Raw genomic sequence first — 13873 nt, forward strand, 5'->3', positions numbered from 1 at the left:
TCTACATTGATTGGCGAGCCGCTTCGATCCGCTCACATAACAAAAACCAGGAGCGTACGCATGTCATTGCAAGGCAAAACCCTGTTCATCACCGGCGCCAGTCGCGGCATCGGCCGCGAGATCGCGCTGCGGGCCGCACGCGATGGGGCCAACATTGTGATCGCCGCCAAAAGCGCCGAACCCCACGCCAAGCTGCCAGGCACGATTTTCAGTGTGGCCCAGGAGGTGGAAGCCGCAGGCGGCAAGGCGTTGGCCTTGCAGGTGGATGTGCGGGAAGAGGATGCCGTACGTGCGGCCCTGGCCCAGGCCAACGAACATTTCGGTGGCATCGATGCACTGATCAACAACGCCGGGGCGATCAAGCTGACCGGGGTCCAGCACCTCGAACTCAAGCGCTTCGACCTGATGCACCAGATCAACACCCGCGCCGTCTTGCTGTGCAGCCAGGCTGCGTTGCCGTACCTGAAGAAGTCCGGCGGCCACATCCTTAACCTGTCCCCGCCGCTGAACCTGGCCACCAAGTGGTTCGCCCAATACAGCCCCTACACCGTTACCAAGTACGGCATGAGCATGCTGACTTTGGGCATGAGTGAGGAATTCAAGAACTACGGGATCAGCGTCAACTCGCTATGGCCACAGACGATGATCGCCACCGCCGCCATCGAGTTTCAGCTGGGGTCGAGGGAATCGTTCAAGCATGCGCGCTTGCCTGCGATCATGGCAGATGCGGCACATGTGATTCTGAGCAGCGCAAACCGCAGCCTGACCGGGCGTTTGCTGATTGATGAAGAAATACTGCGGGAGAACGGTGTGACGGAGTTCGAACACTATCGGTTTGCGCCGGATAGCGCCGACAAGCTCATGACCGACCTATTCGTTGACTGAAAAAACACCGTACCTGTGGGAGCGAGCTTGCTCGCGATTGCGGTCTGACATTCAGAATTGATGTCGACTGACACTCCGCTATCGCGAGCAAGCTCGCTCCCACAGTTTTTATGGTGTTTATCAGAACTCGATCCGCACATCCCCCTTCGGCACGCTGCAGCACGACAGGATGAACCCATCCGCTTCGTCTTCCTCGGTGATCCCGCCGTTGTGCTCCATCTCCACTTCACCACCCAGCTTCAACACCTTGCACGTCCCGCAAATCCCCATGCCGCAAGCTTTCGGAATCATCAGACCGACCTTGGCCGCCGCCGCATGCACGGTCTCGCCCGGGGCCACGCGGATGCTCTTGCCGGAGGTGGTGAATTCCACTTGATGCAAGTCAGCAGCGTCGACTTCCGGTGCCTCGGCCGCTTGTTCGGCGTGTTCCACTGCGTCAGCGCGCGCCTCTGGCGGGGTCGCTCCGAAGGATTCTTCGTGGTAACGCGACATGTCGAAGCCAGCGGCTTCCAGCAAGCGCTTGACCGCATTCATATACGGTGTCGGGCCGCAGCAGAATACTTCGCGCTCAAGGAAGTCCGGCGCCATCAATTCAAGCATTCTGTGGTTCAGGTAACCGCGATAACCGGCCCAGGGCTCACCCATACCGTGCTTCTCGCAGATCAGGTGCAGGCTGAAGTTGTCGATCCGCGACGCCATGTGTTCCAGCTCACGGTGGTAAATGATGTCTTTAGGCGAACGGGCGCTGTGGATAAACACCATGTCGACATTGCCGTTGGTGTCGTAGAACCAGCGCGCCATGGACATGACCGGCGTGATACCAACGCCGCCGCTGAGGTAGAGCACCTTCGGCGCGGTGAAGTCCATGGCGTTGAACAGCCCGACCGGCCCGTGTACCGCCAGCTCCTGGCCTTCGTGCAGGGTGTCGTGCAGCCAGTTGGACACCTTGCCGCCCGGCACGCGCTTGATGGTCACCGAAAAGCTGTACGGCACCGATGGCGAGCTGGAAATGGTGTACGAACGCATGATCGGCTGGCCTTCAATCTCCAGCTCCAGGGTGACAAACTGCCCCGGCTTGAAGAAGAACAGGATCGGCTGGTCGGCCATGAAGCAAAAGGTGCGCACATCCCAGGTTTCCTGGATGACTTTGACGCAACGGACGATGTGTCGACCATTGGCCCAGGTCTGGGTGGTTACCGGGTTCAGGAAGCTGTTGGACATGCTGATCTCCACGGCCGACTGCCGGCCTTCATGTTGGCGATTCTGCGTATAGCGCGAACCATCCATTTACCTATCTGCGACATTGACATGCTTATCGCGACCAGCCCCCAACTACCGGGGCTTGCGCGTCGGGAACAGATTGCACCATGTCGCCCATGGATAAGGTTCTGGCCAGCGCCGGCCCCACACTCGCCCCATACCAAGACACAACCATTACACCTTGCGTAGCAACCCTGATTAGCCACTTTCGCCGGCCACACAGAATGGCCTTGAGGATTAAACGATGGACGTCACTACTACCCTGAGCCTGGGCGATCCGCTGGAACCCGCACGCAAGGCCACCGCACAGATGCTGCAAGAGCGCGAGCGCACGTTCTCGCTGCCGCAGCCGTTTTACTCCGACGAGCGCCTGTTTGATATCGACATGCAGGAAATCTTTCAGAAAGAGTGGTTGATCGCCGGCATGACCTGCGAAATCCCTACCAAGGGCAACTACCTGACCCTGCAGATCGGCAAGAACCCGATCATCGTGATCCGCGGCGCCGAAGGCGTGGTGCACGCGTTCCACAACGTCTGCCGCCACCGTGGCTCGCGCCTGTGCACCAGCGACAAGGGCAAGGTCGCCAAGCTGGTTTGCCACTACCACCAGTGGACCTACGAACTCGACGGCCGCCTGCTGTTCGCCGGCACGGAAATGGGCGCCGACTTCGACATGAAAGAGTACGGCCTCAAGCCGGTGAACGTGAAGACCGCCGGCGGCTACATCTTCATCAGCCTGGCGGAAAACCCGCCGGCCATCGATGACTTCCTGTCGACGCTCAACCATTACATGGAACCGTACGACATGGAAAACACCAAGGTGGCGATCACCACCACCTTGATGGAAAAGGCCAACTGGAAACTGGTGCTGGAAAACAACCGCGAGTGCTACCACTGCAACGCGTCGCACCCGGAGCTGCTGAAAACGCTGCTGGAATGGGACGACGTCACCGACCCGCGCGCCGACCAGGCCTTCAAGGACCACGTAGCCGCCTCCGCCGCCGCCTGGGAAGCCGAGAAGATTCCTTACGCCCACGCCAGCTTCGGCCTGCGTAACCGCATCGTGCGCATGCCGCTGCTCAAGGGCACCGTGTCGATGACCATGGACGGCAAACAGGGCTGCGCCAAGCTGATGGGCCGCATCCAGAACCCGGACCTGGGCTCGATGCGCATCCTGCACCTGCCGCACTCCTGGAACCACTGCATGGGCGACCACATCATCGTGTTCACCGTGTGGCCGATCAGCGCCCAGGAAACCATGGTCACCACCAAGTGGATCGTGCACAAGGACGCGGTCGAAGGCGTGGACTACGACGTGGAGCGCATGCGCCAGGTCTGGGACGCCACCAACGACCAGGACCGTCGCCTGGCCGAAGAGAACCAGCGCGGCATCAACTCCACCGCGTACCAGCCGGGTCCGTACTCCAAGACCTATGAGTTCGGCGTGGTGAACTTCGTGGACTGGTACAGCGAGCGCCTGCTGAGCAACCTGGGGGCCGAGCCTGCGCCGTATCTCAAAGGGGTTCCGGTTCAGGGTTAAATCAAAAGCAAAAGCTTCGCGAGCAAGCCCGCTCCCACAGTGGATCGGTGGCGCACACAAATTCTGTGAACGCCTCGGTCATTGTGGGAGCGGGCTTGCTCGCGAAAGCGGCCTCACTTTCCCCGATCATTTAGAACTGTACGAAATATGACCTATCTCGTTCAGGCCTATGTCCGCCGCACCTCCCAGCCTTCCGCGAACAAGTTATCCACATCTCCACCCACAGCTATTGGGGACAACTGTGGAAAGACCGCAAAATTTCTCCACAAAACCCAAAGAAAAATCGTGACTTATCCAGAAGCATGCTTCCACGAGCGGACTGGTCATTTTTTGATCATAAGCCTGAAAGGCACGGACTGCGTAGCTTTCAGAGGATGGCAAACACCTTATCCACAGAAGCGCCAACAGACTTTGGGGTTAACTTCGAAGACGCTGTGGAAAAACGCTGTAACCCGCAAGAAACCGGTGTTTGCGTCCAATTCTACGGCTCACAACCTTCAATTGATCACTTTTTAACCACAACCATGAAAGCCTCTGTTTATAAGGCCTGCAGCCGATAGCAAACATCTTATCCACAGAAGCGCCAACAGAGATTGGGGGCAAGTCTGCATCCACAACAGCACTTATCCCCTTGAAAAAGCTTGGAAAAACCACGAACAGGACTGGTTGTTTTTTGACCTACAGCCTGCAGGGCTTGATTTGCAGGGGGTGTAGCGAGGCGCGAACATGTTATCCACAGAACCACCAACAGGGATTGTGGGTAAACACCGAAGTTGTTCAGATTTTATTGAGGCATGAGCGACCCGAATCCAGGTCCAGGTTCAATTCAAAGTCTTTGAAGGCGCGCCATCCGAGCAATATCGACGGGACGTATTGCCCGCCTATCAGCGACGGCGGGATGGTAAAGCCCGGGTAGTATTTGTAGGTGACCGCCATGGTATTGCCTTGCAGGGCTAATACGCCGTCGAAGCGCTGGAAACGCTTGTTGTTGCCGCTGTAAGCGTTCGAGCTCCCCGGTGTAAGCGCCTGCACAACGCTGAGCTGCCTGCCGGGCGACGAGGCCGTCAGGTAGTCGACATTTCCGGTATCGATGATGGCCTGCGTTACCCGGCGATCCAGTTGTGCGGCCACCACCAGCCGTTGATTGAGATCCAGGCGGCTAATGACAATCGACGCATCACAGCGTGTGGCCAGCGGCGGATTCAGCTCCAGTGTTCTGCTGGTGATCTTCAAACGCCCCAGCTTGCTGATCAGATCCAGCCCCAACAGATTATCCCGGTCGCTGACAAAGACCAGGACGTTCCTGAACTCGCGGGTGCCGACTTTCAGCGACCCGAGAATTCCCAGCCTCGCGGCCAGGTCCTTTTCGCCATAAAACGTGCTGTAGCGATAAAAAGCATCGGGCAACAACTTGATGCCCATCTGTTTCGCCGTGTCGATGTTGATCCGGGTTTGCGGTGCGCCCGTGTCCAGTACAAAACGCGCCGAGACACCATTGGCCGCGCCGACCTCGATAAATGGCAGCACTTGTTCAGCAATGTAGACGTCGTCGGCATACGGATGGAGCGGCAGCACCTCATGCCTCGTCGAACCGCTGACCGAGAAATCGCCGGTCGCCGCCAGGACAGCCAGTGATTTGCTGCCAAAGGTGGAGAACAGAGGTTTCAGATAGGCGTTGGCCGCAATCGCCTGGGCATGCTTGGCCTTGATCGCCAGATAGTACTCGGGGAGTTGGTTGGCGACCTTGGCTTCGAGCAATCTGGCGAAGACCGTCACCGAACAGCTGAGGTGTCTATCGGCATCCAGCACCTTGTCGCACTGTTGCCGCAGTTGCGCCAGGGACGCGCTACGGCCCTGTTCGGAGTCTATCCAGCGATAAAAATCCTGGTCAGCCTCGGACGCTTTTGTCTGGGCGACAGAGATCAAGCCTGTGGATAACCACATGGCCAATGCAAGGAGCACCAGAAGAGCGAAAGTCTTCATATTCAGGCCAGTCATAAAAACAGGGTTTTATGAGTCGGCGCTGAATGTCTGAAAACTCCCGAAAGCGTGCCGCACCCTTGATCAGCGCATAGGAAACTGTAGTTCACCAGGCTGACGGGTGTGGTGCGGGACGAAGAGATCCTGTGGGAGCGGGCTTGCTCGCGAAAGCGTCGTATCAGGCGGCATTGATATCGACTGACACACCGTCTTCGCGAGCAAGCCCGCTCCCACAGGTTTGGTTAGCGGACCACGCCTTCTTCGATGAGAAGTTTAAGGATGGCCTCGGCCCCGGCTTGCGCCGTGACACCCTTGAGCACCTGCCCGCCTCCACCACTGGCCTTGGCCGTCGCGGCTTTCATACGGTCGGCGCCGCTCTTGGCCTTGATCACCTTCAGGCGCTTGGGCCGTGGCTTGGCCGGTTGCAGGGTGGCGACCGCGAGCAGTTCATCGTCGATGACCTCGACGTCCTGCGCTTGCAGTACGCCGCGTCGGGCCGGGCCGTAAGCGCTCTGCCGAGGCTTGGGTGCGGCGTTATCCACCGTCGCCAGAAACGGCAGGCGCACCTTCAGCCGACGACGTTGGCCGCGGGGCAAGGCTTGCAGCACCAGCGCCGAATTGCCATCGATGGACTCGACCTGTGCCAGTCCCACCACCAGCGGCCAGCCCAGGCTTTCGGCCAGCAGGAAGGGCAGCATGCCCGAGCCTTCACCGGTTTCCGCCTGGCTGCCGGTCAACACCACCTGCGCCCCGGCATCGCGCAAATAGTCGGTCAGCGCCGGTAGCGCGTCGGCACCTTGCGGTTGTTCCAGCACATGCAGCTGCTCAAGCCCCATGCCCAGGTAAGCGCGCAAGGCAGGCTCGGCGATGTCACCGGCATGCAGCACCTGCAAGTTATCCCCAGCCAATTGCAGGCCCAGTTCAACCGCCCGCGCATCCTGCTCCGCGCGACGCGGCCGACCGGAGGTCGGGTGGGCGCCAATGGACACCAGGCTGATGATTTTCGTGCTCATAACCCTTTCCTTCCCTTAAGCCGCATCGCGCTTGGCTTCGTTGCGGTAAACCTCTACCGCCTCGATCAAGGCTTGAAGAATCTCCGCGCTCTCACCGATCACCGAGAGGTCCGCACGCTTGATCATGTCGCAGCCGGGGTCAAGGTTGATCGCCACCACCTTGTCGCAGGCACCAATGCCCTGCAGGTGCTGGATCGCCCCGGAAATCCCCACCGCCACATAGACCCGTGCGGTGACCCAGGTGCCGGACGCCCCGACCTGACGGTCGCGGGCCATGAAGCCGTCGTCCACCGCCACCCGCGAGGCGCCTTCGGTCGCCCCAAGGGCTTCGGCGGTCCTGTGGAAAAGTCCCCAGTCCTTGACCCCGTTGCCGCCGGAGAAAATGAACTCGGCTTCGGCCATGGGAATTGCCGCCGGATCGACGGCCACTGCACCCAGATCTTCGATCCGCGACAGGCTGCGCGCCACGCTTGTGGATAACTCCACCGGCAAGGCTTCGTGACGGGTTTCGCTGACCGGTTCGGCGCACTCGACAGCCGCCAGAATCAATCGCGCCAGCGGCCGGGCAAGGTCTTGCAGACCCGCGCCGGCGCGGCCGATGCACTCCTGATCCTTGACCTGCCATACCCTCGTGGCCGGGCGCTCGCCCAGTGCCGCGGCAAAACGTCGGCCAAGTTCACCTCCGCCACTGCGGCTATCCGGCAGCAACCAGTGACGCGGGCTGAACTGGTTATCCACAGCCCGCAGGCCCTGGACCCGCTGTTCCGGTGCATAACCGTTGAATTCTTCGCCTTCCAGCACCAGCAGGCGGTCGACGCCCGCCGTGGCGAAAGCGCTTTCCTTGTGTTCGCCGAACACCACGGCCAGCACTGCGCCGTCCTTCCCGGCCAGTTGATGGGCCAGGCCCAGCAGGTCGCGGTCGTGACTGCTCAAGCGACCACCGACCATGTCCGGCACCACGCTGATGTAAAACGCCGGCGCGGGAACCTGATGCAGCGGCAATTGCACTTCCACGGCAGCCGAGCGCTTGGTCGCCCCGCCCTGCTGGGCGCCGCTGCGGTCGATGCGCTTGATGCCGTTGGGGCCAATGAAACCGACGCCATGGGGATTCTTGCGGATGACGCCGTTAGGCCCCATCCAGCTGTGTTGCGCCGGCTGCATGGCCGCGTGCAGCGGGTGCAAACGGTTACGGGCGATCCATTCGGCGCGTGGGTCGCGGCGGATAATGTCGCTCATCAGTGGGCCTCCGCAGGTTCACGTTGGGCCGGCTTGGTCGGCTTGCTCGGGGCAGCGTCTTCGAGCAACGCATCCGCCACCAGTTCGGCGATGTCCTTGATCAGCGGCCGGGGTTCGACCACGCCTTCGAGCATCGCGGTGCACTGTGGACAACCCACGGCCACCAGTTCGGCGCCGGTTTCGCGGATGTCTTCCATGCGCATGTCGGGGATCCGTTGCTTGCCCGGAATGTCGGTGATCGGCGCACCGCCACCACCGCCGCAGCAGCGCGAGCGGAAACCGGAGCGTTGCATTTCCTTGATCTCGATACCCAGGGCGCGCAGCACTTCACGCGGCGCCTCGTATTCGCCGTTGTAGCGGCCGAGGTAGCACGGATCGTGATAAGTCACGCTGCTGCCTTTGTGCTGGCCGAGGTTCAGGGCGCCAGCGCCGATGATTTCTGCCATGTAAGTGCTGTGGTGCTGCACGAGGTAGTTGCCGTCGAAGGCGCCGTACTCGTTTTTCAGCACGTGGAAGCTGTGCGGGTCGCAGGTGACGATGCGATTGAAGCTGTATTTGGCCAGGGTCTGGATGTTGCGTTTGGCCAACAACTGGAAGGTTGCTTCGTCGCCCAGACGTCGGGCCACGTCACCGCTGTCACGCTCTTCGAGGCCCAGCACCGCGAAGTCGACCTTGGCCGCTTTCAGCACTTTGACAAAGGCGCGCAGGGTGCGCTGGTTGCGCATGTCGAAGGCACCGTCGCCGACCCAGAACAGCACGTCGACCGATTTCTTCTCGCTCATCAGATTGAGGTTCAAGTCCGCCGCCCAGTTCATCCGCCCGCCCGGGGCGAAGCCGCCAGGGTTGTCGGTGGCGATCAGGTTTTCCAGGACTTCGGCGCCCTTGTTTGGCGTGGCGCCTTTTTCCAGGGTCAGGTGACGGCGCATGTCGACGATGGCGTCGACGTGCTCGATCATCATCGGGCACTCCTCAACGCAAGCGCGGCAGGTGGTGCAGGACCACAGGGTTTCAGCGTCCACCAGACCGTTGACGATTGGTTGATGCGGGTTACCGGCGTGTTCGCCGATGGCTTTGCCTGGATACGGGCTGCCGGCGAACTTGGCGTCGGTGCCACCGGCCAGGCCAACGACCATGTCTTGAATCAGTTTTTTCGGGTTCAGCGGCTGGCCAGCGGCGAACGCCGGGCACGCCGCTTCGCATTTACCGCACTGCACGCAGGCGTCGAAGCCGAGCAATTGGTTCCAGGTGAAATCCTTGGGTTTTTCTACGCCCAGTGGCGCGGTCGGGTCGCTCAAGTCCAGAGGCTTGAGGCCCGTGGAACGACCGCCACCGAAGCGCTCGGCGCGACGGTGCCAGGCCAGGTGCAGCGCACCGGCGAAGGCGTGCTTCATCGGCCCGCCCCAGGTCATGCCGAAGAACAGTTCCGACACGCCCCACAACACGCCAACCCCGAGAATCGCCGCCAACAGCCAGCCACCGAAGTTTTCCGGCAGGATCCCGGCCACCGGCAGGGTCAACAGGAAGAACGAAGCCGAGAACGCCAGCAGGCTTTTCGGCAGGCGCATCCACGGGCCTTTCGACAGGCGCGACGGCGGGTTGCGCCGACGCAGGTAAACAAAGATCGCGCCGACGAACATCACTGCCGTCATCAGCAGCAACGCATAGCCGAGGAAGCGGTTATGCAGGCCGAAACCATGCACCAGAATCGCCAGCACGATGGACGCCACCGCACCGCCGGCCGTGGCGACGTGGGTGTTGGCAATGTATTTGTCCCGCGCCACCACATGGTGCAAGTCGACCATGTAGCGCTTGGGCATGGCGAACAGTCCGCCGATCAGGTCGACTTTCGAAGCCCGGCCCCGGCGCCACATGGCCACCCGCCGCAACGCGCCCAGGACACCAAGGCCCAGGGCTGCGAACAACAGAATTGGAAGAAGGGTGTTCAACATGGTGAAGCTCCCACCAGTACATCTTGGAGAAACACGGTCGGCGTAGGAGCTGCCGAAGGCTGCGATCTTTTGATCTTCAGGTCTGGCGACTTTCAAAGATCAAAAGATCGCAGCCTGCGGCAGCTCCTACAGGGGGCGCGTCAGTGGCTTAGAAATCCTTGCACAACCGCAGCGCGTCATAGATCGCAGCGTGTGTATTGCGCTGAGCCACGCAGTCGCCGATACGGAACAGCAAGTAGCCGTCACCCGTGGTGCTCAGCGAAGGTTGCGGCTTGATCGCGAACAAGGCTTCGATGTCCATCTGGCCTTTGTTGCGCGAGCCTTCCTTCAACGCGTAGTAGATTTCTTCGTCCGGACGCACGCCGTTTTCCACCACCACCTGGTCCACCACCCGCTCCTCTTTGGCGCCGGTGTATTCGTTTTCCAGCACCGCCACCAGCTTGTCGCCTTCGCGGTAGACCTTCTCCAGCATCATGTCGCCGGTCATGATCACTTCTTTGGGGTACATGCTGCGGTAGTAAGTCGGGAACGACGTACCGCCAATGGCCACGCCCGGCTTGATATCGTCGGTGACGATCTCGACCTGGCTGCCCTTGTCGGCGAGGAAGTCGGCCGTCGACATCCCGGTGAACTCGCAAATGGTGTCGTAGACCAGCACGTTCTTGCCCGGTGCGACCTTGCCGTCGAGCACGTCCCAGCTGCTGACCACCAGGCCTTCAGCCGCGCCCCAGTGTTCGTTCTGCTCCAGGAACGGATGACCGCCCACTGCCAGCACCACCACATCCGGACGCAGGTCCAGGATGGTCGCCGCATCCGCCGCGGTACCCAGACGCAGGTCGACTTTCAACCGCGCCAGCTCCAGCTGGAACCAGCGGGTGATACCGGCGATCTGGTCCCGTTGCGGGGCTTTCGAGGCGGTGGTGATCTGCCCGCCGATGAATTCTTTCTTCTCGAACAGGGTCACGTCGTGGCCACGTTCGGCCGATACACGAGCGGCTTCCATCCCGGCCGGGCCGGCACCGACCACCACCACCTTGCGTTTCACGCCGGTGGTTTTCTCGATGATGTGCGGCACGCCCATGTATTCACGGGAGGTCGCGGCGTTCTGGATGCAAAGTACGTCCAGGCCCTGGTACTGACGGTCGATGCAGTAGTTGGCGCCGACGCACTGTTTGATCTGGTCGACCTGGCCCATCTTGATCTTGGCGATCAGGTGCGGGTCGGCGATGTGGGCGCGGGTCATGCCGACCATGTCGACGTAGCCGCCCTCCAGAATACGGGTCGCCTGGTTCGGGTCCTTGATGTTCTGCGCGTGCAGTACAGGTGCCTTGACCACTTCCTTGATACCGGCCGCCAGATGCAGGAACGGCTCCGGTGGATAACTCATGTTGGGGATAACGTTGGCCAGGGTGTTGTGGGTATCGCACCCTGAACCCACGACACCAATAAAATCGATCATGCCGGTGTCGTCGTAGTACTTGGCGATCTGCTTCATGTCCTCATGGGACAAACCGTCCGGGTGGAATTCATCACCGCACAGACGGATGCCGACGCAGAAATCCGGACCAACTTCCTTGCGCACGGCCTTGATCACTTCCAGACCGAAACGCATGCGGTTCTCGAAGCTGCCGCCCCATTCGTCGGTACGCTTGTTGACCCGCGGGCTCCAGAACTGGTCGATCATGTGCTGGTGCACGGCCGACAGTTCAACACCGTCCAGGCCACCGGCCTTGGCCCGTGCCGCAGCACTGGCGTAGTTGCCGATTACCCGCCAGATTTCTTCCGGCTCGATGGTCTTGCAGGTCGCACGGTGCACCGGTTCACGGATGCCCGACGGCGACAGCAGGGTTGGCCAGTGCTCGCCGTCCCAACGCGAGCGTCGGCCCATGTGGGTAATCTGGATCATGATCTTGGCGCCATGCTTGTGCATGGCATCGGCCAGGTTCTGGAAGTGCGGAATGATCCGGTCATCCGCCAGGTTCACCGACTTCCACCAGCCTTGCGGGCTGTCGATGGCCACGCTGGAGGAGCCGCCGCAAATCGCCAGGCCGATCCCGCCCTTGGCTTTCTCTTCGTAATACTTGACGTACCGGTCGGTGGTCATGCCGCCGTCGGTGGCATAGACCTCGGCGTGCGCGGTGCTGAGCACGCGGTTGCGGATGGTCAGTTTGCCGATCTGGATCGGCTGGAACATTGCTTCGAAAGCCATGGCGGGTTCCTCGACTTACAACGGCTTGACGGTGAACAAGCCGTCTTCGTGGCCCTCTTCGGAGCCACCGTAGACTTGCTCGGCCACGGTGCGGATCTTGCTGCCGCGAGCGGCGAGGATCTGGTCCATGGCCCCTGCAAACCAGCCAGTGAACATGTAGTCGACCTTGCGTCCGACCTTGCCGTACACGTAGACGAATGCCGAGTGTTCGAGCTTGACGCTGGCGGTGCCTTTGTCGAGGTCGATGTCCTGGATCTTGAACAGGCCCCAGCCGCGCTGCGACAGGCGCTTCATGTAGTGCTCGAACACTGCGACGCCTTCCAGGCCGTGGCATTCGGCTTCTTTTCCACACCAGTGCCAGGCGGACTTGTAGCCGGCCTTGTAGAGGATTTCGGCATAGGCTTCAGCGCCCAGCACTTCCTCGATACCCATGTGGTTGTTGACGAAGAAATGACGCGGCACGTACAGCATCGGCAGGGCGTCGGAGGTCCAGACACCGGTTTCGCTGTCGACTTCGATTGGCAATTGCGGGGCGATCTTGGCCATGGAAACTTAACTCCAGAAAATTCGTTGTGTTGCCCGCTGCACGGACGGCAGCGGGAAAGGATTCAGAAGTGCGGCGGCTTATTCGCCCCAGACATCTTTCAAGACGTTGACCCAGTTCTCGCCCATGATCTTTCGCACCACGCGCTCGGAGTGGCCGCGCTTGAGCAGGGTCTCTGTCAGGTTCGGGAACTCGCCCACGGTACGGATGCCCAGCGGGTTGATGATCTTGCCGAAGCTGGTCAGACGGCGGGCGTAGCCCTTGTCGTGGGTCAGGTATTCGAAGAAATCCTGGCCGTGGCCCTGGGTGAAGTCGGTGCCGATGCCGATGGCGTCTTCGCCAACGATGTTCATTACGTACTCGATGGCTTCGGCGTAGTCGTCGATGGTCGAGTCGATGCCCTTGGCCAGGAACGGCGCGAACATGGTCACGCCAACAAAACCGCCATGGTCAGCGATGAATTTCAGTTCTTCATCGGACTTGTTGCGCGGGTGCTCTTTCAGACCCGACGGCAGGCAGTGGGAATAGCAGACCGGCTTCTTGGATTCGAGGATGACTTCTTCGGAAGTCTTGGAACCGACGTGGGACAGGTCGCACATCACGCCAACCCGGTTCATCTCGGCGACGATTTCGCGACCGAAGCCCGACAGGCCGCCGTCGCGCTCGTAGCAACCGGTGCCCACCAGGTTCTGGGTGTTGTAGCACATCTGCACGATACCGACGCCAAGCTGCTTGAAGACTTCGACATAGCCGATCTGGTCTTCAAAGGCGTGGGCATTCTGGAAGCCGAAAAGGATGCCGGTCTTGCCCTGCTCCTTGGCTTTACGGATGTCGGCGGTGGTACGGACCGGAATCACCAGGTCGCTGTTCTCGCGGATCAGCTTCTGGCTCGCGGCGATGTTGTTGACGGTGGCCTGGAAGCCCTCCCACACCGACACGGTGCAGTTGGCTGCGGTCAAACCGCCCTTGCGCATGTCTTCGAACAGTTCACGGTTCCACTTGGCAATAATCAGCCCGTCGATAACGATGCTGTCGGCGTGCAATTCGGCTGGGCTCATCAGGCTGTCCCCTTATTAGCGATTCATGCGCCGAATCGTCTGCCGGCGCTTTGGGGCCAGCATATGCCTGAGGGACGGGGCGACCGGGTGCAAAAACGACAGGGGGTTTGCCGAAAGCGTCAATCCGCGACAAAGGGTCGTCGCCAGGCACAATCACCGGCCTGTTCAAGGTCTTCGGCTTGGGCCAGAATTCGCCGCA

The 13873-nt window shown here is 60.7% G+C and carries 10 protein-coding genes; 2 read left to right on the forward strand and 8 right to left on the reverse strand.

From position 1 onward, the window contains the following. The first annotated feature begins 60 nt into the window (after nt 1-60). Nucleotides 61-885: an SDR family oxidoreductase gene (locus tag AC3IP0_RS26210; protein WP_489317482.1), complete on the forward strand. Its 825-nt coding sequence runs from the start codon at nt 61-63 to the stop codon at nt 883-885. A 120-nt stretch (nt 886-1005) separates the two neighbouring features. On the opposite strand, the gene gbcB is transcribed toward AC3IP0_RS26210, so the two are convergent. Beyond that, the gene (gene gbcB / locus AC3IP0_RS26215; RefSeq protein ID WP_489317483.1) at nt 1006-2106 is read right to left on the reverse strand and encodes a glycine-betaine demethylase subunit GbcB; all 1101 of its coding nucleotides are present in this window, start codon (nt 2104-2106) and stop codon (nt 1006-1008) included. A gap of 283 nt (nt 2107-2389) precedes the next feature. Here gbcB and gbcA point away from each other — a divergent pair, with 283 nt between their 5' ends. Next, nucleotides 2390-3685, forward strand: a complete 1296-nt coding sequence (gbcA, locus tag AC3IP0_RS26220; RefSeq protein ID WP_489317484.1) for a glycine-betaine demethylase subunit GbcA — start codon at nt 2390-2392, stop codon at nt 3683-3685. A 777-nt stretch (nt 3686-4462) separates the two neighbouring features. Here gbcA and AC3IP0_RS26225 read toward each other — a convergent pair. From AC3IP0_RS26225 to AC3IP0_RS26255, 7 genes are all read right to left on the reverse strand, one after another. Then, complete coding sequence (locus tag AC3IP0_RS26225; RefSeq protein WP_489317485.1) at nt 4463-5629, reverse strand: retropepsin-like aspartic protease; 1167 nt, start codon at nt 5627-5629, stop codon at nt 4463-4465. A 278-nt stretch (nt 5630-5907) separates the two neighbouring features. Beyond that, complete coding sequence (gene etfB / locus AC3IP0_RS26230; protein ID WP_489317486.1) at nt 5908-6678, reverse strand: electron transfer flavoprotein subunit beta; 771 nt, start codon at nt 6676-6678, stop codon at nt 5908-5910. Between the two features lie 15 nt (nt 6679-6693). After that, nucleotides 6694-7914, reverse strand: a complete 1221-nt coding sequence (gene etfA, locus AC3IP0_RS26235; protein ID WP_489326226.1) for an electron transfer flavoprotein subunit alpha — start codon at nt 7912-7914, stop codon at nt 6694-6696. After that, nucleotides 7914-9863: a dimethylglycine demethylation protein DgcB gene (gene dgcB / locus AC3IP0_RS26240; protein ID WP_489317488.1), complete on the reverse strand. Its 1950-nt coding sequence runs from the start codon at nt 9861-9863 to the stop codon at nt 7914-7916. The genes etfA and dgcB overlap by 1 nt, the downstream gene beginning before the upstream one ends. A 148-nt stretch (nt 9864-10011) precedes the next feature. After that, on the reverse strand, nt 10012-12072 hold the full coding sequence (gene dgcA, locus AC3IP0_RS26245) for a dimethylglycine demethylation protein DgcA (protein WP_489317489.1): 2061 nt from the start codon (nt 12070-12072) through the stop codon (nt 10012-10014). 15 nt (nt 12073-12087) lie between these two features. Next, the gene (locus tag AC3IP0_RS26250; protein ID WP_489326228.1) at nt 12088-12618 is read right to left on the reverse strand and encodes a DUF5943 domain-containing protein; all 531 of its coding nucleotides are present in this window, start codon (nt 12616-12618) and stop codon (nt 12088-12090) included. Nucleotides 12619-12696: 78 nt separating this feature from the next. Then, a complete protein-coding gene (locus tag AC3IP0_RS26255) occupies nt 12697-13674 on the reverse strand; it encodes a dipeptidase (protein WP_032829497.1) in 978 nt (325 codons plus the stop codon). Between the last annotated feature and the right edge of the window lie 199 nt (nt 13675-13873).

Source organism: Pseudomonas sp. GL_103, from assembly GCF_057835175.1.